Here is a 22,977-nt window from a genome sequence, read left to right as displayed (position 1 = left end):
CACATGGAGCCCCCTGTACGCCTGGCCAGCACCGGCACGATCATCCACGGCGTCTCGGTGGGGGAGGTCCTGGGCGTCTCGACGCTGGCCGGCGCCCGCCTGATCGCGGGCGCCGGAGGGCTGGACCGGGTCGTGCAGCGGCTCAACGTGATGGAGGTCCCGGACATCCTCGCCTGGGTCAAGCCCCACGAACTGCTGCTCACCACCGGCTACCCGCTGCGCAACACCCCGCAGTCGCTCGACCGGCTCGTGGCCGACCTGGACGAGCGGGGCCTGGCCGCGCTCGCCATCAAGCTCGGCCGCTACCTGGACGAGCTGCCCGGCGAGATGGCCGAGCAGGCCGACCGGCTGGGCTTCCCGCTGATCCTGCTCCCCGACGACGTCGGCTTCGACGACATCCTCAACCAGGTCCTCACCGACATCCTCAACCGGCAGGCCGCCGTGCTGGCCCGTGCCGAGGAGGCGCACCGGGCGCTGGTCGCGGTCGTGCTGGCCGGGGGCGGGCTGCGCGAGGTGGCCGCCGAGGTGGCCGGGCTGCTCGACGTGGCGGTGGCCGTGCTCGACGGAGCCGGGCAGGTGCTGGCGTCGGCGGGGCCGGCCGACTGCCTGGCCGCGCTGCGCACCGCGCCCGAGGGCCGCCGCACGGTCGTGCCCGTTGTGGCGGGCGGGCACCACCACGGCCGGATCGTCGCGTGCGGCCCCGCCGGGCAGGTGGGCGAGAGCGACGTCGGCATCCTGGAGCGCGCCGCCACCGTCGCCGCCCTCGTCATCACCCGCCAGGAGGCGGTCAACGCCGTCGAGAGCAAGTACCGCGCCGACTTCCTGCGCGACGTGCTGACCGGCCGGGCGGGCGGTTCCGACCGGGTCGCCTCGCGGGCCAGGGCCTTCGGCTGGGACCTGCGGCGCCCGGTCACGGTGCTGGTGGCCGAGCTCGACCCCGAGGGGGACGAGCGGCTCGTCCAGGACCGCCTGGTCGCCTGCTGGGTCGCCGCGCTGCGCCGCCACGACCCGCGCGGGGCGGTGGCCGGGTTCTCCCACGAGGTCGTCGCGGTCGTGGACGCCGCCGTGGACCCCGTCCGCCTGGCCAGGGACGCCGCGGCCGCCTTCGCCGACGGGCCGTCCGCCACCTTCTCCACCGGCGCCAGCCGTACGGCCTCCGGCGCGGAGGCGCTGCCCGAGGCGTACGGCCAGGCGCTGAAGGCCACCAGGGTCGGCCGCCAGCTGCACGGTCCCGGCGCGGTCGCCCACTTCGACCAGCTCGGGGTCTACCGGCTGCTCTCGCTGGTCAGCGACACCGCCGAGCTGCACGCCTTCGTCCGCGAGACCCTCGGCCCGCTGGCCTCCGACGACGACCCCGAGAACGCCGACCTGCGCCGGACGCTCCAGGTGCTGCTGGAGACCAATCTCAACGTCGCCGAGACGGCGCGGCGGCTGCACTTCCACTACAACACGCTGCGCTACCGGATCGGCAAGCTGGAGCGGCTGCTCGGCAACTTCACCGAGGACGCCCACCTGCGGCTCAACCTGACCCTGGCGCTGCACGTGCTGCGCATGCGCGGCATCTGACCGGTGCCCGGGCGGGGCGCAGGACCGTGCCCGTCCCGTGCTCGTCCGGTGTCCGCTCCGGGCGGTGTCCGGGCGCCGGCTCCGAGGGCGGCCGCCGCGTCCTCTGCGGCCCCCTTCCGCCGCTCGGCCCTATGCTGTGGCCGTGAACGAGACCTTTGAGCTGGAGACCGACTACATCCCCCTGTGCGACCTGCTGAAGTACTGCGCCGTGACCGACACCGGCGGTCAGGCCAAGTACCTCATCTCCCTCGGGGACGTGATGGTCGACGGCGAGGTCGAGACCCGCAAGACCTGCAAGATCCGTGCGGGCCAGGTCGTCACCGGCGACGGCTTCGAGATCCACGTCGTCGCCCCCGGATCCGCCTGAGCGGGCCCGCCCCGGGCCGTCCCGCGCCCACCGGGCCGGGCCCGGCCGTACGGCGGAGGCCCGTGCCCGCGGGGCCCGCGGCCCGCCGGCGGCGGTCCCGCGCCGGCGGCGCGCGAGGGCTCCCCTGGTCAGCGGGTCGGATTTGGCAGATCATGCTGATGTACGGCCGTGTCGACGGGCCTAATGTGCCCGCAACGGCAGCAAGGAGATCCGCCGGAGGGAGCGCCTGCGGGGCGGCCACCGACCGACGGCCCGGGAGAGGTGGGCTTGATGGTTGCAGGTTGGACGAAACACGGAGACGGAAAGACGCTCGCGCCCGGTGAGGTCGTCAGGCCGGACGAGCGGCTGTCCTGGCCGCGCATGGTCGGGTTCGGGGCCCAGCACGTCATCGCGATGTTCGGTGCGACGTTCGTCTTCCCCCTGGTCATGGGGCTGGACCCGAACGTCGCCATCATGTTCTCCGGGATCGCGACGATCCTGTTCCTGCTCATCGTGCAGGGCAAGGTGCCCAGCTACCTCGGCACCAGCGCCTCGTTCGTGGGCGGCGTGCTGGCGATCAGGTCGCTCTTCGGCGGCGACACCCCCGCGGTGGACGCGATCGTCACCGGGGCGATCCTCGTCGCGGGCCTGGTGCTCGCCCTGATCGGCGTGGCGATGCACGTGCTCGGCGTGCAGGTCATCAACCGGATCTTCCCGCCGGTCGTCACCGGCGCCGTCGTCATGCTGATCGGCTTCGGCCTGGCCTACGTGGTCGCTGACGTCTACTGGCCGCAGGACCAGTGGATCGCGCTCATCACCATGACGGTCACCTTCGTGATCATCGTACTCTTCCGGGGGTTCATCGGCCGGATCGGCATCCTGCTCGGCCTGGTCATCGGCTTCGTCCTGTCCTGGGGGGCCGACCGGCTCTTCGGGGACATCACCGCCTACAACGCGGGCACCGGGAAGGTCGACACGCACCCGCGGGTGAGCTTCGACGCGGTCGCGAGCGCCGACTGGATCGGCCTGCCCGGCATGCACTGGCCCGACTTCAAGGTCTCCGCCGTCATCCTGGTACTCCCCGCGGTGATCGCCCTGGTCGCCGAGAACGTCGGCCACGTCAAGGCCGTCGGTGAGATGACCGGCACCGACGTCAACCCCTACATGGGCCGGGCGATCATCGGCGACGGCGTCGGCACCGTGGTCACCAGCGCCTTCGGCGGCTCCCCGACCACCACCTACGCCGAGAACATCGGCGTCATGGCCGCGACGAGGGTCTACTCCACGGCCGCCTACTACATCGCGGCGGTGATCGCGATCCTGTTCGGCCTCTGCCCGAAGTTCGGCGCGCTGGTCGCCGCCACCCCCGGCGGCGTGCTCGGCGGCATCACCGTCATCCTCTACGGCATGATCGGCCTGCTCGGCGCGAAGATCTGGATCGAGAACCGGGTCGACTTCTCCGACCCGGTCAACATGGTCCCGGTCGGGGCGGGCATCATTCTGGCCATCGGCCCGGTCAAGCAGATGATCAGCTCCGACTTCGTGCTGGAGGGCATCGCGCTCGGCACCATCGTGGTGCTCGCCGGCTACCACCTGCTGCGGGCCATCGAAGGCCGCCGGGGGAGGAGGCCGGTCGCGGCGGAGGCGGGGCCCGAGGGCGGAGCCGCCGGGTGAAGCCACCCCCCTTCGGCTACCACGCCCCCCGCACCCTCGGCGAGGCGCTCGACGTCCTCGCCGGGACCGGGGAGCACGGCAAGGTGCTCGCCGGCGGCCAGAGCCTCATCCCGCTGATGAACATGCGGCTGGCCGCCCCCGCGCACCTGGTCGACATCAACCGGCTCGGCGGGCTGGCCGCGGTCGAGACCGGCCCGGACGGGGTCCGGGTCGGGGCGCTGGCCCGGCATGCGCAGGTGGAGCGCTCCGCCGGGGCCGCCGCCGTCCAGCCGCTGCTGCGTCAGGCGCTCCGGCTGGTCGCCCACCCGGTGATCCGCAACCGCGGCACCGCGGTCGGCAGTCTGGTGCACGCCGATCCGGCCGCCGAACTGCCGGCCGTACTGGCGCTGCTCGGCGGCTCGGTACGGCTCGCGCGGCGCGGGGGCACGCGGGACGTGGCGGCGGGGGAGTTCTTCACCGGTCCGCTGGAGTCGGCGCTCCGCCCGGGCGAACTGGCCGTCTCCGCGTTCTTCCCCGCGCTGCCCGCGCGCTCGGGCACCGCCTTCCGGGAGGTGTCGCGCAGGCACGGCGACTACGCCCTGGCCGGGGTCGCGGCCCTGGTCCGGCTGGACGGAGACCTGCGGGTCGCCGAGGCGCGGGCGGCCTGCGTGAGCGCCGGGCCCGTCCCGGTGGTCGTCGACGTCACCGCCGCGTGCGGGGCCGCGCCGGCCGGCGCGGCCGACTGGGAGGCGGCGGCGCGGGCCGTGCGGGAGCGGATCGAGCCGGAGGACGACATCCACGCGACCGCGCACTACCGGCGGCACCTGACCGGGGTGCTGGCCGCGCAGGCGCTCCGGGAGGCCGCCCGGGCGGCGGTGGAGGACGCGGCGGGGAACGCGGGGAACGCGGGGAACGCGGGGAACGCGGGGAACACGGCGGGACGCGCGATGGGGCACGGGGCGGGGGACGCCGCGGAGAACACCGCGGGACGCGCGATGGGGCGCGGGGCGGGGGACGTCGTGGGACGCGACGGAGGGACCGCGGGGCAGGAGGGGGCGCATGGGTGAGACGGCGCACGAGATCGCGCTGACCGTCAACGGCGTGGTCCGGCGGACCCGGGTGCCGGGGCGGCGGCTGCTGTCCGACTGCCTCCGGCACGACCTGGGGCTGACCGGCACGCACGTCGGCTGCGAGCACGGGGTGTGCGGGTGCTGCACGGTCCTGATGGACGGCGAGCCGGTCCGCTCCTGCCTGATGTTCGCGGTCACCGCCGACGGGCACGAGATCACCACCGTCGAGGGGCTCGCCGACGGGGCGCGGATGTCGCCGGTGCAGCGGGCGTTCGCCGAGTGCCACGGCCTGCAGTGCGGGTTCTGCACCCCCGGGTTCCTGTGCACGGTGACCGCGCTGCTGCGGGAGAACCCCGCGCCGACCGCCGAGGAGGTGCTGGAGGGCGTCTCCGGCAACCTGTGCCGGTGCACGGGCTACCAGAACATCGTCAAGGCCGTGCACCGCGCGGCCGAGATCATGGCGGAGGAGCGGGTGGAGGAGGCATGAGGGCCCGTACGGCCCGTGAAGCGGTCCGGGTGGGGATCCGGGCGATGATCTCCTCGGTGAGGAGCGCGGCCCGATGACCACGAGGCTCTTCGGCGAGGCCGTCCAGCGGCGCGAGGACCCGCGGCTGCTCACCGGGCAGGGCCGCTACCTGGACGACCTGGGCGCGGGCGCGCTGGCCGCGGCGTTCGTCCGCTCCCCGCACGCGCACGCCGCCGTCCGGGACGTCGACGTCTCGGACGCGCTCGACGTGGACGGGCTGGTGGCGATCTACACCTGGGAGGACCTGCCGGAGCGGCTGGCCCAGCCGCTCCCGCTGCTCATCCCGCACCCGGCGCTCACCCACGGCCGCACCGCCCGCCCGCTGGCCCGCGACCGGGTCCGGCACGTCGGCGAACCCGTCGTCATGGTCGTCGCCCGCGACCGCTACCTCGCCGAGGACGCCTGCGCGCTGATCCGCGTCGACTACGAGCCGCTGCCCGCGGTGGTCGGGGCGGAGGAGGCCGTCCGGGGGGAGCGGCTCGTCCACGACGACGTGCCCGGCAACGTCGGCGCGCACCTGGTGCAGTCGGTGCCCTCCGCAGGCGGGCGCGGGGCGGCGGAGGAGATCGCGGCCGCGCCGCACCGGCTGGAGTTCCGCCTCGACATCGAGCGCAGCGCGTCCATGCCGCTGGAGGGCAGGGGGGTCTACGCCCGCTGGGACGCCGACGACGCGTCCCTGCGCGTCTACTCCAGCACCCAGACCTCCACCAGCGTGCGCATGGCCCTGGCCGCCAAGCTCGGCCTGCCGCTGCCCAAGGTCGAGGTGATAGCGCCCGACGTGGGCGGCGGATTCGGCGTCAAGATCATGCACCCGTGGCCGGAGGAGGTCCTCGTCCCCTGGGCGGCGATGCTGCTCGGGCATGAGGTCAAGTGGACCGAGGACCGCCGCGAGCACTTCACCGCCTCCGCGCACGAGCGCGCCCAGGTGCACTCCGTCCGGGTCGGCTTCGACGACGACGGCCGCGTCCTCGGCCTGGACGTGACGATCCTGCACGACCACGGCGCCTACACGCCGTACGGGATCATCGTGCCGATCATCACCTCGACCCAGCTGCCGGGGCCGTACAGGCTGGGGGCCTACCGGGTCGAGTTCTCCTCGGTCTACACCAACACCGTGCAGGTCACGCCGTACCGGGGGGCGGGCCGCCCGCAGGCGGTCTTCTGCATGGAGCGGACGATGGACCGCATCGCCGCCCACCTCGGCCTCGACCGTACGGCGGTGCGCGCGGCCAACCTCATCCAGCCCGACGAGTTCCCCTACGACCAGGGCCTGACCTTCCAGGACGGCCGGCCGCTGATCTACGACAGCGGCGACTACCCCGAGTCGCTGCGCCTGCTCAAGGAGCTGATCGGCTGGGACTCCTTCGCCGCGGAGCAGGAGCGGGCCGCGGCCGGGGGCCGGCGGCTGGGGATCGGCATCGGCTGCTACGTGGAGGGCACCGGCGTCGGGCCGTACGAGGGCGGCCACGTGCAGATCACCTCCGACGGCCGGGTGCACGTCTCCACCGGGCTGACCTCGCAGGGCCAAGGCCACGAGACCGCCTTCGCGCAGATCGCCGCGACCGAGCTGGGCGTGCCGCTGGAGCGGGTCTCGGTGGTCACCGGCGACACCCGCAGGTTCGGCTACGCGGTCGGCACCTTCGCCTCCCGGGCCGCGGTCATGAGCGGCAACGCCATCGCGCTGGCCTGCCGCAAGGTCCGCGAGAAGGCGCTGCGGATCGCCGCCGACGCGCTGGAGGCCGACCCGGGCGACCTGGAGATCACCGACGGGCTGGTGCACGTCGCCGGGGTGCCGGGCGCCTCGGTCCCGCTGGCCACCGTGGCGGTGCTGGCCAACCCGCTGCGCTACGCCTTCGACGACGAGGCGGCCCGCGCCACGCAGTTCGCGGGCGCCTCGCCGCCGGACCGGCCGCCGGTCGCCGAGGGCGAGGAGCCCGGCCTGGAGGGGCGCGGCTACTACTCGCCGATCCGCTCGACCTTCGCCTCCGGCATGCACGCGGCGATCGTGGAGACCGACCCGCTGACCGCCGAGATCCGCATCCTGCGCTACGCCGTGGTCCACGACTGCGGCAACCTCGTCAACCCGATGATCGTCGAGGGGCAGATCCACGGCGGCGTCGCCCAGGGCGTCGGCGGCGCGCTGTACGAGCGGATGGTCTACGACGAGCACGGCCAGCTGCTCAACGCCTCGTTCATGGACTTCCTGATGCCGTACGCCACCGAGGTCCCGCACGTGGAGACCGCGCACCTGCAGACCCCGTCGCCGCTCAACCCGCTCGGCATCAAGGGCGCGGGCGAGGCGGGCGTCATCCCGGTCTCCGCGGTGATCGCCTCGGCGGTCGAGGACGCCGAGGGCATCCCGATCACGAAGATGCCGATCTCCCCGTCGGAGCTGTTCGACCTGCGCCGGGCGGCCGGAGACCCCCGGGCGTCCTGACGCGCGGGGGTCTCCGGGACGGGTACGGCTACGCCGGCCGGTCTCCAGGTGTCTTGACGTGCGGGATCTGCGGGACGGGTACGGCTACGCCGGCCGGTCCGCCGGGTCGCCGACGGGCTCGGCGGCCGGCTCGGCGGGGGGCAGGTCGCGCATCCGGCGCAGCGGGGAGAGCAGCAGCGGCACCGCGGACAGCAGGCCGAGCAGCACGCTGGTCCAGAGCGCGGCCCGGACGCCGGCGATCTCGCCCAGCACGCCTCCGGCGAGGCCGCCCAGCGGGAGCACCCCCCACACGACGAACCGGATGGTCGCATTCATCCTGCCGAGCAGGTGCTCGGGGGTGACGGCCTGGCGGAAGCTGACCTGACCGACGTTGTAGACGATGATGCCGATCGAGTTCATGAACATGCCGACCGCGTAGAGCCCGAGCCTCCAGCCGGGCTCGGTCAGCGGCACCAGGAGCATGAACGGGTAGAACACCACGGCCGAGAGCCAGATGACCCGGGCCGAGCCGACCCGGCGGGTCAGCGGCCCCACGAGCGCCGCGCCCACCAGGCCGCCGGCGGCCGTCACCGAGAACAGCAGGCCGATGCCCGCCTCGGAGAGGCCGATCACCCGGACCAGGAAGATCATCGAAACGGCGTTGAAGATGCCGCTGGCGAAGTTCGCGGTGGCGGTGGCCGCGGTGATCATCCGCAGGATCGGGTGCCCGGCCACGTACCGGAGCCCCTCGCCGATCTCCCTGGCCAGCCCTCGCCGCGCGGAACGCTCCGGGACCCGCTCGACGGCGTCGATCCGCCGCAGCAGCAGCGCCGAGAACAGGAAGCTGACCGCGTCGGCCAGCACCGCGACCGGCGCGGTGAGCACCTGGATCAGCCAGCCGCCCGCGCCCGGACCGGCCACGCCCGCCGCCGATCGGACGATCTCCAGCTTGGCGTTGCCGTCCACCAGCCGGTCGCGCTCGACGAGGCTCGGCAGGTAGCTCTGGTAGGCGATGTCGAAGAAGACCGTGGCCAGACCGGTGCCGAGCGCCACGCCGTACAGGTGGGGAAGGGTCAGCACGCCCAGCCACCAGGCGAGCGGGACCGATCCCAGCAGCACGGCCCGCGCCACGTCGGCGGCGACCAGGACGCGGCGGCGCGGCATCCGGTCCACCCAGACCCCCGCGGGCAGGCCCACCAGCAGGAACGCCGCCGTCTCCGCCGCCACCAGCAGGCCGGTCTCGAACGGGCTCGCGTGGAGCGCGACCACCGCGACGAGCGGGAGCGCGAGCAGGCTGATCTGGGCGCCGACCTGGCTGATGACGTCGGCGCCGAACAGGAGCATGAAGTTCCGGTGCCGGAACAGGCTGGGGGAGCTCACCGGGGCATGGTGGCCTCCGCCTGGTAAGGAGTCAACCCCTGGTCGCGCCTGGTGCCGGGCTCGGCCGCTCTCTCAGGACGCCTCGGCGGTCAGGCGGCGGCGGAAGACCCAGTACGTCCAGCCCTGGTAGCCCAGCACGAACGGGAGCGCGATCAGGCCGATCCAGGTGAGCACGCCGAGCGTGTACGGTCCCGAGGCGGCCTCGGCGACGGTGAGGCCGGGCAGCGGGGAGGGCCACAGGGCGGTGAAGAGGGCGGCGCCGGTCAGCGCGATGGACGAGGCGGTGGCGGTGAACGCCCAGCCCTCCCGGCCGCGCCAGGTCAGCGCCGTCCCGGCGGCCAGGGCCGCCATCGCGGCCAGCGCGCAGACCCACGGCCCCGGGTCGGCGCTCCACTCGGCGGCGGTCGTGGAGGGGATGCCGGACAGCGCCGCGATCCCGGCGGGCAGCACCACCGCGGAGGCGGCCAGGGCGGCGCGGCGGGCGCGGGCGCGCACCGGGCCGGAGGTCTTGAGGGTGAGGAAGACCGCGCCGTGCAGCAGGCAGAGCGAGAGCGAGAACACCCCGCCGGCCAGCGCGGCGAGCGCGCCGTCGTGCAGCAGGGCGGCGAAGACCGCGCCCCACAGGAAGGCGGGCAGCGCGCTGCCGATCCCGATGCCCAGGTCGCACCAGGTCCGGTCGGAGGAGTGGGCGACCTTGCCCCGCCACTCCAGCCCGACGCCGCGCACGATCAGGCCGGCCAGGACCAGCACGATCGGCAGGTAGAACGCGCTGAGCAGCCCCGCGTACCAGGCGGGGAACGCGGCGAACATGGCGCCCACCGCGCTGATCAGCCAGACCTCGTTGCCGTCCCAGACCGGGCCGATCGTGGCGAGGGCCTGCTTGCGCTCGTCCTCGCCCCGGGAGACCAGCGGGGCCAGCATGCCGACGCCGAAGTCGAAGCCCTCCAGGACGAAGAAGCCCGTCCAGAGGAAGGCGATGACCGCGAACCAGAGGGTCGTGAGTTCCATGGATTCCCCTCAGTACATCAGGGTCGGCTGGAGCGGGGCGGCGGCGTCGCGGCCGCCCGCGCCGCCGGCGGGCGGACCGGCGGGCGGCGCCGGGAGCGCGGGTTCGGGACCCGCCTTGACGTGGCGGACGAGCAGGACGGCCTCGGCCACGGCGAGCAGGCCGTACAGGAGGGTGAAGACCGCCAGGGAGACGGCCACCTCGGTCAGGCCGACCCCGGGGGAGACGCTCGCCGCGGTGAGCAGCTCGCCCTGGACGGTCCAGGGCTGGCGGCCGATCTCGCTCAGCAGCCAGCCGGCGATCATCGCGAGGAACGGCAGCGGGAGCGCCAGCACGAAGGTCCGGGCGAGCCAGGAGGGGAGCTCGCGCTCCGGCCCCGGAACGCGGCGGCGCCTGCGGGTCAGCCAGAGGCCCAGGACGGACAGGGCGACGACGGTCAGCCCGAAGACGATCATCACGCGGAAGGACAGGTAGACCACGGGGATGTTCGGCCGGTAGTCGCCGGGGCCGAACCGCCGGGCGAACTCCGCCTGCAGGTCCTCGGTGCCCCGGACGACGGCCTCCGGGTCGTTCGTGGCCAGGAGGCTGAGCAGCATCGGCACCTCCAGGCCCGGCACGGGGGAGAAGGCCGCTCCGGCGGTGTCGCGCTCCAGCCCTTCGGCCGCGGCCAGCTTCATGGGCTGCTGCTCGTGCAGGAGCTTGCCGGAGGCGTCGCCGGTCCCGGCGACGACCGCGCCCGCCAGCGCCGTCATGACCAGCGCGGCCCGCACCGGGGTCCGCCACATGGCGGTCGCGCCCCCGGCGCCGCGGCGCATCGGGACCGTGCGGTCCGGGTCGGCCCTGCGCTCGACCAGGATCCGGTGGCCGCAGACCGCCAGCACGAACCCGCCCGCGACCACGAAGGCCCCGGCCATCACGTGCGGGACCTGCGCGAGCGCGGTGGAGTTGGTGAGCACGGCCCACAGGTCCGTCATCCGCGCTCTGCCGTCCACCACCTCGTAGCCGACGGGGTGCTTCATCCAGGCGTTGGCGGCCAGGATGAAGTAGGCCGACAGGTTGGACCCGATGACCGCGGCCCAGATCGTGGCCAGGTGCACCCGCCTGGGCAGCCGGTCCCAGCCGAAGATCCACAGCCCGAGGAAGGTCGACTCCAGGAAGAAGGCGAGCAGCGCCTCCAGGGCCAGCGGGGCGCCGAAGACGTCGCCGACGAAGACCGAGTACTCGCTCCAGTTCATCCCGAACTGGAACTCCTGCACGATGCCGGTGACCACGCCCATGGCGAAGTTGATCAGGAAGAGCTTCCCGAAGAACTTCGTCAGCCGCAGGTAGTGCTCCTTGCCGGTGCGGTGCCAGGCGGTCTGCAGACCGGCGACGAAGACGCCCAGCCCGATCGTCAGCGGTACGAACAGAAAGTGGTAGACGGTGGTGATCCCGAACTGCCACCGGGCCAGGTCCAGTGCTTCCATGCCTCTCCCCCTGCGGGACTTCAGCTCTACAGGCTGTAGTTCTACTTTTAGTAGTACTACGTGTTGTAGAGCAATGGGAGGGGGAGGCGCCGCGAACCGCTGCGATCCTCGTCACATGGCCCGGCCGGGACCGCACTTCCCCGCCGGGCCGGATCGCCCCCTCCGGCTCGCGACGCCGGCTCCCCCTGCGGCGCCGGGAGCCCGTCCGGCCGCCGGCCGGGCGCGCTCCCCTCTCCGCCGGCGGGCCTCCCGCCCCGCCGGCCCCCTCGGGCGCCTGACTCGATCATGGGCCACGGGGCGCGGCCCGCGCGTCCGCCGCGGGAGTGATCCGGGGGTACGCCGGGCGGCGGACATGATCGGGACCGTCCCGGCGCGGGGAGGGCCCGGTCGCGGCCGGGCGTGCTGCAAGCGCCCGCAAGGGGGCTGTAAGCGGCGGTACGGGGGCCTGCAAGCGCCTGGCCGTACCAATGGACCCGAGAGCCCAGGGGGGACCGGCAGGGAGCCGGGCCGAGAGGGTGACAGGGAGAGATCATGATGAAGCGACTGACCACCGGTCTGCTGGCCACCGCCGCCGCCACCGCCGCCTTCGCGCTCGCCGTCCCGGCCGCCGCACAGGCCGCCACGCCCGCCGCCGCGTCCGCCGCGGCCGGCTCGTCGGGCTACGACTACGACGACTACTGGGGCTCCTACTACTCCGGCAACCACAAGGCCAAGGCCAGCGGATGGATCGGCGTCGACTGGAACCGCCGCCAGACCTCCAACGAGGTGCACCTGCGCGGCAAGGTCTACGACCTCGACCACCGCACCTACCGCCAGGGCGGCAAGTGCGCCCTGGTCAGGGTCCAGGCGCACCGGTTCGACGACCACCACGGCCACTGGGCCGAGCGGGAGAGCTACCGGCACTGCGGCGCGGGCGGCTACAAGAGGTTCCACTTCGCCGCCGACGACGTCGACTCCGTCCGCGTGCAGGTCTGCCAGATCGGCCTGCGCAGCTCCCACCCGACCCGCTGTGGTGACTGGGAGTATCTGTACACCGCCGAGTCCGAGTGATCTGCCCGGCTCCGGGGAACGCCCGCACTCCTGCTGGAGGCGGGCGTTTTTCCTGTTCAGCGAGGTCGGTGTAAATATCGACCCGGATGGCTATAAGTATGGACACGGGAGGGCTGCAACTACATTCCGTTACCAGCGACCCCTGTCCTCGGGGGAGCCGGAGAAGAGATCCGGCACGAGGGACGGGGGCCGAAGGGGAGATGATGATGAAGCGACTTACCACCGGTCTGCTGGCCGTGGCCGCCACCGCGGGAGCGTTCGCGTTCACCGTGCCGACCGCCGCCCAGGCGGCCGCACCCGCCGCGGCGCCCGCCGCGGCCGCGGCGGACCGCGCCGACTCGTGGGGTCCGTACTACTCCAGCAACCGCCGGGCCTACGCCCGGGGCACGGTCGACTACGAGGGCGGCAGCGGTGCCTACCTCGTGTCGGGCGGCGGGCTCCGGGTGAGGGGTTACCTCTACGACCGCGACTACCGCACCGGCGGCCAGGGCGGCATGTGCGCCTACGCGCAGATCCAGGGATACCGTTCGGGCGGCTACGGCGGCTCCAGCGGCTGGGACCGGGGGCGGACCTACCGGCACTGCGGCACGAACAACTACCGCACGATCGACTACGACAACGACTACGCCAGCCAGGCCCGGATCAGGGTCTGCCAGGTCCGCCAGTACGGCGGCCGGCCGACCTACTGCAGCTCGTGGCGCTACTTCCGCGACTCGGACTACGGCGGCTACGACCGCTACGACCGCTCCGAGGACGTGCCCGGCTACGACCGCTCCAGCGACAGGCCCGCCTCCTCCGGCTACCTGCCGAGCATCTCCGGCTACACGCCGAGCAGCCTCAACCGGCCGAGCAGCCTCGACCGGCCGAACGACATCGAGCTGGAGGAAGGCACCGAGCAGAACCTCGACCGGTCGTCGGACCGCGACCACGGCTACGCGCCGGAGCACTCCCTCGACCGGGTGCCCGGTGAGGCCGAGAGCCACGTGCCCGCCCTGAACGCCGCCGAGCGGCCCGCCAACTGATCGCGGGTTCCAGGCAGGGGCGGCCCGTTCCCGCAGGGGAGCGGGCCGCTCCGCGTCCGGATGCGGTCCGGCCCGTTCCCCGCCTCCCGTCCGCCCGCCGGCTCCGCCGCAGGCGTCTCGGCTCCCGGACGGAGCCGGTTGACATCCGGAGTGAGTGCGTGGATCTTAGGTGAGGCTTCGCTGTAGTGGATCATCGACGTGGTGATCTCCCGCCGTGCCCCGTCCGCGGGGCCCGTCCCGACCACCCCGCTAAGGACCTCTCCGGTATGCACCAGACCCGCACCGGCCGGCACGCTCCCGCGCTCCCGCCGGAGGTCCGGCACACGGACCCGGGCGAGGGCTGAGGTGGCCTTCAGCGGCACCCCGCGACCGCGTCCACGGTGGTACCACGCCGCGACCGAGCTGGACGACTTCGCGATCGTCAGCTACCGGGTGCCCGCCGAGGCGCTCGCCCGGCTGCTGCCCGGCGGTTTCGCCCCGGTGGAGTTCGCCTTCGCCGGCGGGCGCGCGGCGCTGGTCTCCGCGGTGGCCTTCCGCGACCGCGACTTCCATTTCCGCTTCTGCCCGCCGGCGGCGATCGACTGCGGCCAGATCAACTACCGCGCCTACGTGACGGCGGGCGACGAGCAGGGCGTCTGGTTCTTCGGCACGAGCCTGGACCACCCGCTGGCCGTCGTGCCCCGGTGGCTGTGGGGCATGCCGTGGCACCGCAGCCGCATCGAGATCACCGCCGATTGGGAGGCCGCCCCGGCGCGCTGGCGGCTGAGCGGCGACGACGCCCGGTGCGAGGCGGCGGAGCCGCCCGGGCAGCCGTCCCGGCTGGACGGCTTCACCGGCGAGGCGCACTGGATGGAGACGCTCACCCACCCCACCCGCGGCTGGTACCGCCGCAGGGACGGCCGCGTCGGCACCTACGGCATCTGGCATCCGCCCATGCGCCCGCGCCACCTCGCCGTGGCGTCCGCCGAGTCCGCGCGCTTCGGCGTCTTCGAGCGGCTGGGCCTGACCGCGCCTGGCGCCGAACCCCACTCGATCCTGGCCCAGCGGCGGATCCACTTCGACATCCACACCCCGCCCCGCCGATTCGTCCCCCGGGACTGAGACGCGGGTGCTCCGGAACGGCAGGGGTGAGGCCTGCCCGACCATGATTCGGGGTGCGGGCAGGGGTTCATGATCCCGGTCGTCCGGAAATCCTGGAGAGTGAACCCGTCCGGCACCCACCACGCCCAAGGAGAGCCATGACCGATGTCACGACCGCCGACCCCGGAGACCGGACCAGAGGAAGCGACTACGCCGGCCTGTCGCGCCGGATCGTCCAGGCAGGCCTGCTGGAGCGGCGCCCCGGTTACTACGCCGTCCGGCTCGGCCTGGTCGCAGCCCTCTTCGCCGGAGGCTGGACCGCTTTCTTCCTGATCGGCGACTCCTGGTACCAGATCCCGGTGGCGGTCTTCCTCGCCGTGGTGTTCGCCCAGATCGCCCTCGTCGCCCACGACCTGGCCCACCGGCAGGTCTTCCGCTCCAGGCGCTCCAGCGAGATCGCCGGCCTGGTGGCGGGCAACCTCGTCATCGGCATGAGCTACGGCTGGTGGATGGACAAGCACACCCGCCACCACGCCAACCCCAACCACGAGGACCACGACCCCGACGTCTCCCCCGAGATACTGATCTGGTCGGAGCGGCAGGCGAGGGCCAGCCGGGGGATCGCCAGGTTCATCGGCCGCTGGGAGGCGTTCCTGTTCTTCCCGCTGCTGACCCTGGAAGGGCTCAACCTGCACGTGTCGAGCTTCCGGGCGCTGCGCCGCCCGTCCCTGCGGAACCGCGCGGTCGAGGGGCTGCTCCTGGTGGTGCACGTCGCCGCCTACCTCGGCGCGGTGTTCGCGGTGCTCCCGGTGGGCAAGGCCCTGGTCTTCCTCGCGCTGCACCAGGCCGTCTTCGGCGTCTACCTCGGCTGCACGTTCGCGCCCAACCACAAGGGCATGCCGATGCTGACCGGTGAGGACGAGCTCGACTTCCTCCGCCGCCAGGTCCTCACCTCCCGGAACGTGCGCGGCGGCTGGCTGGTCGACAACGCCCTGGGCGGCCTCAACTACCAGATCGAGCACCACCTGTTCCCCAGCATGCCGACCCCGAACCTGCGCCGGGCCCAGCCGATCGTCCGGGCCTACTGCGAGGAACTGGGCGTGGAGTACCTCGAGACGGGGCTGCTGCGCTCGTACGCGCAGGCGCTGCGGCACATGCACGCGGTGGGCGCGCCGCTGCGCGCGGGGCGCCGCGCCACCCCGCCGGAGGCCGCGGTCGGGGCGGGCGCCCCGGTGGAGTGACGACCCGGGGGCGCCCCGGCGGACTGACAAGCCGCGGTCGCGCCGCCGGGCAGATGTTGCTGTTAACCCCGCGGCCGGGGACTGTCTAGGGTGCTGAAGGTGAAGGTCGCAGGCAGCGCCGTGCTCGGCGCCGACAGAGATCGCGTGTGGTCCGCGCTCCAGGACCCGGCCGTGCTGGTGCGCACGATCCCGGGTTGCGAGCGCCTGGAGGAGACGGGACCGGACACCTACCGGATGACGGTCACGGCCGGGGTGGCCTCGATCAGGGGGCTCTACCAGGGCGAGGTCGCCCTGCGCGACCCCGACGCCCCCAGCCGGTTCGTGCTGCGCGCCCGGGGCCAGGGCGCCCCCGGCACGGTGGAGGCCACCGTGGAGGTACGGCTCAGCGAGGCCGACGGCGGCACCCGGATCGACTACGACGCCGAGGCCGTGGTCGGCGGCATGATCGGCGGCGTCGGCCAGCGCATGCTCGGCACGGTGGCCAGGCGGACCGCGGCCGAGTTCTTCGCCGCGGTGGAGCGGCACCTGCTCTCCGGTGGCGCAGCCCCGGCCGCCGGTACGGCTCTCGACACGGCTCTCGACACGGCCCTCGCCGTGACCGGGTCCCCGGACGCGGCCGCACCGGTCCCGTCCGGCGCGGCGGCCCCCGGTACGGCTCCCGCCGTCCTCGGGCCCCCGGACGCGGCCGCCCCGGTCCTCCCCGGTGCGGTGGGTTCCGAGCCCGCCGTACCGGAGGGCGGACGGCCGGTCCGGGTCTTCCAACGGCCCGCCGTGCCGCAGGGGCAGAGGCCGCAGGAGCAGGGCGTGCCCGTGTGGGCGGTCGTCACCGCGTTCGGCATGGGCGCCGGCGTGGCGCTCGGCAGCGCCGTGATCGGCTGGCTGCTCGGCCGTACCGGCCGCAGGGGCTGACCGGCCCCTCGCGGCGGGAGATCTTCCGGCGTAACGTGGCGGTATGCGCGAGGCACGTGCGGAGGACGCCCGGACCGAGGCCAGACGACTGATCCGCGATCTCCTCGGAGAGGAGCGGCTCTCCGCGGCCGCCCTGGTGCGCGAGGCGGAGGCCGCGCTGGGCGCCGACCGCGTCGCCCGCTGCGTGGAGCTCGCCCGCGGCGCCCCGCTGACCCGCAGGTCCGCCGAGCTGGCCTCGCTGGCCGGGCTGCTGGTCGGGACGCGCGAGCTGGGACCGCGGTGGTGGGAGCGGGCCCGGGGCGGCAAGCCGCTCGTCCCCGACGAGGTGCTCCGCTCCGCGACCGCCGTGGAGCCCTGGACCGACCTGACCGTGCTGGAGATGCTCACCGCCTGGATCGCCGACGACGCCGCCGACCGCCGGTGGGGGGAGCCCGCCGCGGCCGTGGACCTGAACTCCTGGCAGGCGGAGGACCGCGTCGCGCTGCCCGGCGGCGTCGCCCCCGGCGACAGGGTCGTGCTCTCCTTCGACGCGGGCGGGCGCCTGGACGCCGTGGTGGTCCGCCGCCCGGACGGCGACCTCGGCTCCAACCTCGACTTCGACTCGCTGCGCTACTCCCGCCCGGCCGAGGCCCAGTGGAGCTGGGGCGTGGCGGCCGGCCTCGGCCCGCACCCCCTCGGCGGGGAGGACCCGAGCCCGTACGGCACGCCGGTGGACGCCGGGGCCGCCCGGACGCTGCGCGCCTGGGCGCTGCGCCACGGCGCCGGCGCGGCGCAGACCGGCCCGGAGTGGCGGGTCAGGGGCGACGTCGTCGCCGCGATCGAGCGCGTCGACTGGATGTGGCGCAGCGGGGAGTGGTTCGCCTGGTGGCGGGCGGTGTCCGCGCTCGTCGACGGCGACCCCGTGCAGCTGGACGCGCGCCTGGCGGAGATCGCCGCGGGCTCCTGAGCGGGCGTCCGCCGAGCGGGACCGTCCCGGGTAGCGGAGGTCCCGGCCCCAGTGGGCGGGCCGCGGCGGGGACCGCGGGCCCGCTCCGTCACCTGCCCGCGATCAGCGCCGCCACCCCGTCGAGGATGCGCGCCAGGCCGAAGGCGAGGGCGTGCGCCGGGTCGGCCGCTCCCTGGTGCTCCCGGCCGGCGGCCTCGCCGACCCGGGAGGCCACCGGGAACCGGGAGGCGTCCATCACCTTGTCGAGCAGCGGAGCGTTGACCGTCCACCACTCGGTCTCGTTCATCCCGCTGTCCTGCTGGGCCCGGGCCATGCTCGCCCCGAGCCGGGCGGTGCCCTCGACGTGGGTCAGGACCAGGGCGAGGACGGAGTCCATCTCGACGTCGGACAGCCCGACGCCGTCCAGGGGGCGCAGTTCGGCCTCGTACTTCAGCACGGCGTTCGGACCCAGGACGGGCCGGCCGCCGGGGGCCTGCAGCATCCAGGGGTGGCGCCGGTAGAGGTCCCAGTTGCGCGCGGCGACGAACTCCATCCCGCCGCGCCAGCCGCCGGGCTGCGCCGCCGGCGCGTCCACGTCGTCGTAGAGCCGCCCGTAGGCGGTGTCGACCATCAGGTCGGTCAGCTCGGCCTTGCCGGGGACGTGCGTGTAGAGCGACATGGTGCCGACCCCCAGGCGCTCGGCGACCTGGCGCATGGAGACGGCGTCGAGCCCTTCGGTGTCGGCGATCCCGATGGCGGCCTCGATGATCGCGCGCACGGTCAGCCCCGACCGTCCCGGTCTGCTGTGCGAGCTCCACAGCAGGGCCAGGCTGCGGGCCGGATCGGCGTCGGGGGCCCTTTTCGCGCTCATGGGAACGAACTCCGAATCCTCGTCACCGGCCCTATCCTAACTGTTCCGTACGCTGTACGGTACGACGTACCAAACCATTCGGGCCACCGGCGGAGAGCCGTCCGGCGGCCGCGGAGCGAGGAGGGCGGAAGTGACGGACGCCGGAAGCGCGATCACCGCGCACGACGTGCGCAAGAACTACGGGGGACCGGCGGGCGGCGCGGGCCTGAACGGGTTCGACCTGCAGGTGGGGAAGGGGTCCGTCTGCGGGCTGCTGGGCCCCAACGGAGCCGGGAAGACGACGGCGGTCCGGATCCTTTCCACGCTGCTGGACATGGACGCGGGCCGGGCGAGCGTGGCCGGGTTCGACGTCCGCAGGCAGGGCCGGCAGGTCCGCGAGCGCATCGGGCTGGTGGGCCAGTACGCCGCGGTCGACGAGGTCCTGACGGGACGGCAGAACCTCGTGATGTTCGGCAGGCTCAACCGCCTGCCCGCCGCGGCGGCCGCGCGGCGGGCCGACGAGCTGCTGGAGCGGTTCTCCCTGGCCGGGGCCGCGCGAAGACCGGCGAGCGGTTACTCCGGGGGCATGCGCCGCCGGCTCGACCTCGCGGCGAGCCTCATCGTGTCGCCTCCGGTGCTGTTCGTCGACGAGCCGACGACGGGCCTCGACCCCGCCGCCCGGCAGGAGGTCTGGACCGCGGTCCGCGAGCTGGTGGACGCCGGGACCACCGTGCTGCTGACCACGCAGTACCTGGAGGAGGCCGACCGGCTGGCCGACCGCGTCTGCGTGCTCGCGGCGGGCCGGGTCGTCGCGGAGGGCACCCCCGACGAGCTCAAGTCCGCCCTCGGCGGCGACCGGATCGACCTGGTGCTCTCCGGCCCGGAGGACACCGAGGCGGCCCGGGCCGTCGCCGCCCGGATCGCCTCCGGGGAGCCGGACGTCGACCGGACCGCCCACCGGATCGGCATCCCCGTCGCCGGGCGCGTCCGGGCGCTGATCCGGCTGGCCACCGAGCTGAACGAGGCGGGGATCGAACCGGAGGACCTCGCGCTCCGCCGCCCGACGCTCGACGAGGTCTTCCTCCACCTGACGGGAGGTACTCCGGCCACCGGTACGGCCGCCGGCCGCGCGGACCCGGCGGACGCCGTGGCCGCGGCCGCGCCGCAGGAGGCCTCCGGGTGAACACGGCGGATGAGCACGGCGCCCCGGCGAGCCGCCCCGCCGGGAGCGTCCGGACGAGCATGACGCACGATCCGCCGACCCCTCGGAAGGAAGAAGGAACGCTGATGGACACCGTCCCCGCGGACGCCTCCCGCCCGCCCGTCCCGGCTCCCCCTCCGGCGCCGTCCCGGATCGGCCGGGCGCTGGCGGACGCCTGGACCATCACTCTGCGCGATCTGAACCACTGGGCCCTGCGCCCGGGAGCGGTCGTCGTCGGATGGCTCTTCCCCGTGATGACCGTGCTGATGTTCGGCGGCCTGTTCGGCGGCGCGATCACGACTCCCGGCCCCGGCGGCTACTTCGAGTTCCTGATGCCCGGCATGTTCGCCCTGGCCATGCTCTTCGGCCTGGAGACCACCATGATGGCGGTGACCACGGACGCCGCCAAGGGGGTGACCGACCGGTTCCGCTCGCTGCCGATGAGCTCCTCGGCCGTCGTGCTGGGCCGGTGCGCCGCCGACATGCTCAACTCGGTCGTCGGCCTGGTCGTCCTGGCAGGCACCGGGCTGCTGCTGGGATGGAGCTGGCACGGGGGCCGCGGTTCCGCTCTCACCGCCCTCGGCCTGCTGCTCCTGCTCCGCTTCGCTCTGCTGTGGGTCGGGATCTTCATCGGCCTGGCCGCGAGCGGGCCGGAGGCGGTGACCGCCGTCCAGATCCTGGTCTGGCCCGTGGGGTTCCTGTCCGCCGTCTTCGTCGATCCGGCCACGATGCCCGCCTGGCTCGGCGCCGCCGCCGCGTGGAACCCGCTCTCGGCGACGGCCGCGGCCGTCCGGGACCTCTTCGGCAACCCGGGTTTCGCGGGGGAGACCTGGGCGGCGCAGCACGCGGAGCTCCTGGCGGTCGCGTGGCCGGTGCTGCTCACCGCCGTCTTCCTCCCGCTCTCCGTACGCCGGTTCCGGAGACTGAGGAGCTGACCCCTCGGGCCTGGTCGAGCGCGGGATGGCGGTGACCGAGGTCGCGGCGCTGGTCGCCCTGGGCCTGTGGGCCGCCCGCGAGGGCGCGGCGGTACGGCCCGGCCCGGGATCGGCCGCTCAGCTCACGCCGAGGTCGCCGGAGCGGTAGTGGCGACGGCAGAGCACCTGGTAGCGGACCGGGTCGACGCCGGTGTCGCCGATGACGACCTGCTCGCCGGTGCGGACCAGCTCGCCGTCGACCACGCGGGCGTTCAGCAGGCCGGGACGGCCGCACCAGCACAGCACCTCGACTTGCAGCCGGCTGATCTCGTCGGCGAGCTCGAACAGGCGCTGGGCGGCGGGGAACATCCGCGAGCGGAAGTCGGAGGCCAGGCCGAAGGCGTAGACGTCGATGCCGAAGTCGTCGGTCAGGTCGGCGAGCTGCTCGATCTGGGCGACGGTGTAGAAGCAGGCCTCGTCGCAGATCACGTAGTCGATCGGCTTGCGGTCGGTGACCAGGGCGACCAGGTCCAGGTCGTCGTCGACCTCGACGGCCTCGCTGCCCAGGCCGATCCGGCTGGTGATCCGCGGCCCGCCGGAGCGGTCGTGCTTGGTCAGGACCATCCCGCGCCTGCCCTGGCGGCCGTGGTTGTAGTTCATCTGCAGGGCCAGCGTGGACTTGCCGCAGTCCATGGGGCCGAAATAGAAGCGCAGGACCCCGTCCCGGTTCGCGACGGGGACGGGGACGGGGGAGAGCGCGGACGATTCGGTCACGACGGGCCAGCTTAGCGGGTTTGCCCATGGTGTTTGAGCAGGGATACAACTGGTAGGAATGCCAGGTCCCGCGTAGGTCAAGCCCGACTCGGCTTGCCTCCGACAAAGCGTGGGAGATTCTTTTGGCCGACAGAAACATGGGAGCACACCTGTGACGACCGCCAAGACCCCACCCCTTCCCCCGGCGGCGGCGCCCACGGCGCCGCTGGCCAAGATCTCCGCGGCGCCGGACCGCGGCGAGATGCCGCCCGCGCTCGCGGCGATGATGACCGAGGACGAGGCCGTCGCGGCCAAGGCCGAGGCGGCCCGCTGGAGGTACGGGTTCTACGTGGTCCTGACGGGCCTGATCGTCATCCTGGTCGGGTTCGTCGTCGTCGCGATGCGCGACGGTGGCGGCGGCGCGCCGTTCGCCGGTCTCGTCGGGGTCTCCGGAGCGATCATCGGAGCCTACTTCGGCGTCCAGGTCGGGCAGTCCGGCAAGGACCGGGTCGAGGCCGAGCTGCGCCGTACGAACGAGATGGCGATCCGGCTGGCCGCCAAGGTGCACGCGCACGACGCCGACGCGGTGATCGGCTCCATCATGGGCAGCCGCCGCCGCTGACCCGCCCCGCCGGACCGCCACCGACCGGTCTCATCCGACGGGATCCGGTCGGCGGCGGCCCCGTTCCAAGGAGCCCGCGGCCCCGGCGGGCGGCCAGGGCAGGCGGCCCGCGTCCGCGGATCGGCCGCCGGGGCGTCGCCGGGAGAGCGGGCCGAGGTCAGCCCCGCGCCTGCGGGACGACCGGGCCCTCGCTGGCCTGGACCAGGACGAAGCCCTGCCCCTGGAAGGCGAGCTGCACGGCCTCGCCGCTGCCGCGCCCGATGAGCGCCCCCGCCTTGAAGGTGCGGTTGACCCCCACCTGCAGCGAGGTGCTCCAGCAGACCGCCGACTGGCCGTCGGCGTAGGTCGGCCCCCAGGCGGCGTCGAGCATCGCCGGCGTGCCGTGCGCGGTGACCGCCACCCAGCCGGTGCCCGAGACCGTGGTGTTGAACAGGCCGCCGGCGGCGATGCCCGCGCCCTGCACCCGGTTGATGTCCCAGGACAGGTGCGGGTCGAAGGCCAGCAGGTTCCTGCCGTTGACGGTGACCGCCTCGTTCTCCAGGTAGAACAGGTGCACGTCCTGGGCGTCGTCGGCGAGGAAGAGCACACCCTGCCCGCGCACCCGCATCAGCGGCGCGCCCTCGCCGGTGACCATCTTCTTCAGGAACTTCCCGACGCCGCCGCCCTCGTAGTCGAAGTCCATCTGCCCCTGGAAGGCGACCATCGAGCCCTGCCGGGCCAGCACGTCCTCCCCGTTCAGCTGCACGCGCAGCATCTTGGGGTTCTGCAGGGTGAAGTGGCCGGGGACCTGGCCCTGGTCCAGGTTGCCGAAGAACGAGCTGCGCAAGAAGGGAGCCTCTTCCGTTTCGTAGGGGATCGTCACCCTTTCAGCGATCGGGGCGGCCGGAGAGTTCCCGGTACGGGCGCGGCGGCGAGTTGCCCAAGGACCGGGACGGGTTTCGGCAGTGTGCGCCGATTTGCGGGCTCGGCGCGACTGGGTAG

Annotated in this window: 22 protein-coding genes; 16 read left to right on the top strand and 6 right to left on the bottom strand. The window is 73.8% G+C overall.

What is annotated here, in order from left to right; translation table 11 throughout:
• Window positions 1–3 precede the first annotated feature (3 nt).
• The 6 genes from IEZ07_RS24745 to cutA all read left to right on the top strand — a co-directional run bounded on the left by IEZ07_RS24745 (window position 4) and on the right by cutA (window position 7,598).
• Entirely contained in the window at window positions 4–1,566 is a 1,563-nt protein-coding gene (locus tag IEZ07_RS24745; protein ID WP_068895902.1) for a PucR family transcriptional regulator, read from the top strand.
• A 142-nt stretch (window positions 1,567–1,708) separates the two neighbouring features.
• Window positions 1,709–1,933 (top strand): RNA-binding S4 domain-containing protein, encoded by a 225-nt coding sequence (locus IEZ07_RS24740; protein WP_068895901.1) that lies wholly within the window; start codon window positions 1,709–1,711, stop codon window positions 1,931–1,933.
• 270 nt (window positions 1,934–2,203) lie between these two features.
• Complete coding sequence (locus tag IEZ07_RS24735) at window positions 2,204–3,586, top strand: uracil-xanthine permease family protein (RefSeq protein WP_191896946.1); 1,383 nt, start codon at window positions 2,204–2,206, stop codon at window positions 3,584–3,586.
• Complete coding sequence (locus tag IEZ07_RS24730) at window positions 3,583–4,632, top strand: FAD binding domain-containing protein (protein ID WP_191896945.1); 1,050 nt, start codon at window positions 3,583–3,585, stop codon at window positions 4,630–4,632. The genes IEZ07_RS24735 and IEZ07_RS24730 overlap by 4 nt, the downstream gene beginning before the upstream one ends.
• A complete protein-coding gene (locus IEZ07_RS24725; RefSeq protein ID WP_191896944.1) occupies window positions 4,625–5,122 on the top strand; it encodes a (2Fe-2S)-binding protein in 498 nt (165 codons plus the stop codon). Before IEZ07_RS24730 ends, IEZ07_RS24725 begins: the two co-directional genes overlap by 8 nt.
• Window positions 5,123–5,195: 73 nt before the next feature.
• On the top strand, window positions 5,196–7,598 hold the full coding sequence (gene cutA / locus IEZ07_RS24720; RefSeq protein WP_191896943.1) for an aerobic carbon-monoxide dehydrogenase large subunit: 2,403 nt from the start codon (window positions 5,196–5,198) through the stop codon (window positions 7,596–7,598).
• Window positions 7,599–7,682: 84 nt separating this feature from the next.
• Here the strand turns inward: cutA and IEZ07_RS24715 are convergent, their stop codons facing one another.
• The 3 genes from IEZ07_RS24715 to IEZ07_RS24705 all read right to left on the bottom strand — a co-directional run bounded on the left by IEZ07_RS24715 (window position 7,683) and on the right by IEZ07_RS24705 (window position 11,429).
• Window positions 7,683–8,957, bottom strand: coding sequence for an MFS transporter (locus tag IEZ07_RS24715; protein WP_191896942.1), 1,275 nt, complete (start codon window positions 8,955–8,957; stop codon window positions 7,683–7,685).
• A 72-nt stretch (window positions 8,958–9,029) separates the two neighbouring features.
• Window positions 9,030–9,965 carry a cytochrome d ubiquinol oxidase subunit II gene (gene cydB, locus IEZ07_RS24710; protein ID WP_191896941.1) on the bottom strand — a complete coding sequence of 312 codons (936 nt, stop codon included), beginning with the start codon at window positions 9,963–9,965 and terminating at the stop codon, window positions 9,030–9,032.
• Between the two features lie 9 nt (window positions 9,966–9,974).
• Entirely contained in the window at window positions 9,975–11,429 is a 1,455-nt protein-coding gene (locus IEZ07_RS24705) for a cytochrome ubiquinol oxidase subunit I (RefSeq protein WP_191896940.1), read from the bottom strand.
• Between the two features lie 531 nt (window positions 11,430–11,960).
• On the opposite strand from IEZ07_RS24705, the gene IEZ07_RS24700 reads away from it, so the two are divergent.
• The 6 genes from IEZ07_RS24700 to IEZ07_RS24675 all read left to right on the top strand — a co-directional run bounded on the left by IEZ07_RS24700 (window position 11,961) and on the right by IEZ07_RS24675 (window position 17,677).
• On the top strand, window positions 11,961–12,479 hold the full coding sequence (locus IEZ07_RS24700) for a hypothetical protein (RefSeq protein WP_191896939.1): 519 nt from the start codon (window positions 11,961–11,963) through the stop codon (window positions 12,477–12,479).
• Between the two features lie 206 nt (window positions 12,480–12,685).
• Window positions 12,686–13,501 (top strand): hypothetical protein, encoded by an 816-nt coding sequence (locus IEZ07_RS24695; RefSeq protein WP_191896938.1) that lies wholly within the window; start codon window positions 12,686–12,688, stop codon window positions 13,499–13,501.
• Window positions 13,502–13,846: 345 nt separating this feature from the next.
• Window positions 13,847–14,602 carry a DUF2071 domain-containing protein gene (locus IEZ07_RS24690; protein ID WP_191896937.1) on the top strand — a complete coding sequence of 252 codons (756 nt, stop codon included), beginning with the start codon at window positions 13,847–13,849 and terminating at the stop codon, window positions 14,600–14,602.
• Between the two features lie 137 nt (window positions 14,603–14,739).
• A complete protein-coding gene (locus tag IEZ07_RS24685; protein WP_191896936.1) occupies window positions 14,740–15,822 on the top strand; it encodes a fatty acid desaturase family protein in 1,083 nt (360 codons plus the stop codon).
• Between the two features lie 99 nt (window positions 15,823–15,921).
• A complete protein-coding gene (locus IEZ07_RS24680; protein WP_191896935.1) occupies window positions 15,922–16,731 on the top strand; it encodes an SRPBCC family protein in 810 nt (269 codons plus the stop codon).
• A gap of 43 nt (window positions 16,732–16,774) precedes the next feature.
• Window positions 16,775–17,677 (top strand): hypothetical protein, encoded by a 903-nt coding sequence (locus IEZ07_RS24675; protein WP_191896934.1) that lies wholly within the window; start codon window positions 16,775–16,777, stop codon window positions 17,675–17,677.
• An 88-nt stretch (window positions 17,678–17,765) separates the two neighbouring features.
• On the opposite strand, the gene IEZ07_RS24670 is transcribed toward IEZ07_RS24675, so the two are convergent.
• Window positions 17,766–18,527, bottom strand: coding sequence for a TetR/AcrR family transcriptional regulator (locus IEZ07_RS24670; RefSeq protein ID WP_191896933.1), 762 nt, complete (start codon window positions 18,525–18,527; stop codon window positions 17,766–17,768).
• Window positions 18,528–18,657: 130 nt separating this feature from the next.
• Here IEZ07_RS24670 and IEZ07_RS24665 point away from each other — a divergent pair, with 130 nt between their 5' ends.
• The 3 genes from IEZ07_RS24665 to IEZ07_RS35930 all read left to right on the top strand — a co-directional run bounded on the left by IEZ07_RS24665 (window position 18,658) and on the right by IEZ07_RS35930 (window position 20,790).
• Complete coding sequence (locus IEZ07_RS24665; protein ID WP_191896932.1) at window positions 18,658–19,689, top strand: ATP-binding cassette domain-containing protein; 1,032 nt, start codon at window positions 18,658–18,660, stop codon at window positions 19,687–19,689.
• A gap of 104 nt (window positions 19,690–19,793) precedes the next feature.
• Window positions 19,794–20,642, top strand: a complete 849-nt coding sequence (locus IEZ07_RS24660) for an ABC transporter permease (RefSeq protein ID WP_191896931.1) — start codon at window positions 19,794–19,796, stop codon at window positions 20,640–20,642.
• Window positions 20,643–20,667: 25 nt separating this feature from the next.
• Window positions 20,668–20,790, top strand: coding sequence for a hypothetical protein (locus tag IEZ07_RS35930; RefSeq protein WP_301549346.1), 123 nt, complete (start codon window positions 20,668–20,670; stop codon window positions 20,788–20,790).
• Here the strand turns inward: IEZ07_RS35930 and IEZ07_RS24655 are convergent.
• Complete coding sequence (locus IEZ07_RS24655; protein WP_068895870.1) at window positions 20,760–21,395, bottom strand: thymidine kinase; 636 nt, start codon at window positions 21,393–21,395, stop codon at window positions 20,760–20,762. The genes IEZ07_RS35930 and IEZ07_RS24655 overlap by 31 nt on opposite strands.
• Window positions 21,396–21,546: 151 nt before the next feature.
• Here IEZ07_RS24655 and IEZ07_RS24650 point away from each other — a divergent pair, with 151 nt between their 5' ends.
• Window positions 21,547–21,996 (top strand): hypothetical protein, encoded by a 450-nt coding sequence (locus tag IEZ07_RS24650; RefSeq protein WP_191896930.1) that lies wholly within the window; start codon window positions 21,547–21,549, stop codon window positions 21,994–21,996.
• Window positions 21,997–22,153: 157 nt separating this feature from the next.
• Here the strand turns inward: IEZ07_RS24650 and IEZ07_RS24645 are convergent, their stop codons facing one another.
• Window positions 22,154–22,822, bottom strand: a complete 669-nt coding sequence (locus tag IEZ07_RS24645) for an AIM24 family protein (RefSeq protein WP_191896929.1) — start codon at window positions 22,820–22,822, stop codon at window positions 22,154–22,156.
• Between the last annotated feature and the right edge of the window lie 155 nt (window positions 22,823–22,977).

Source organism: Planomonospora parontospora (assembly GCA_014647935.1).
In the GTDB taxonomy this organism is placed as follows: domain Bacteria; phylum Actinomycetota; class Actinomycetes; order Streptosporangiales; family Streptosporangiaceae; genus Planomonospora; species Planomonospora parontospora.
The sequence above is the reverse complement of the archived record's forward strand: the minus strand, read 5'-3'. Positions and strand labels throughout refer to the sequence as shown.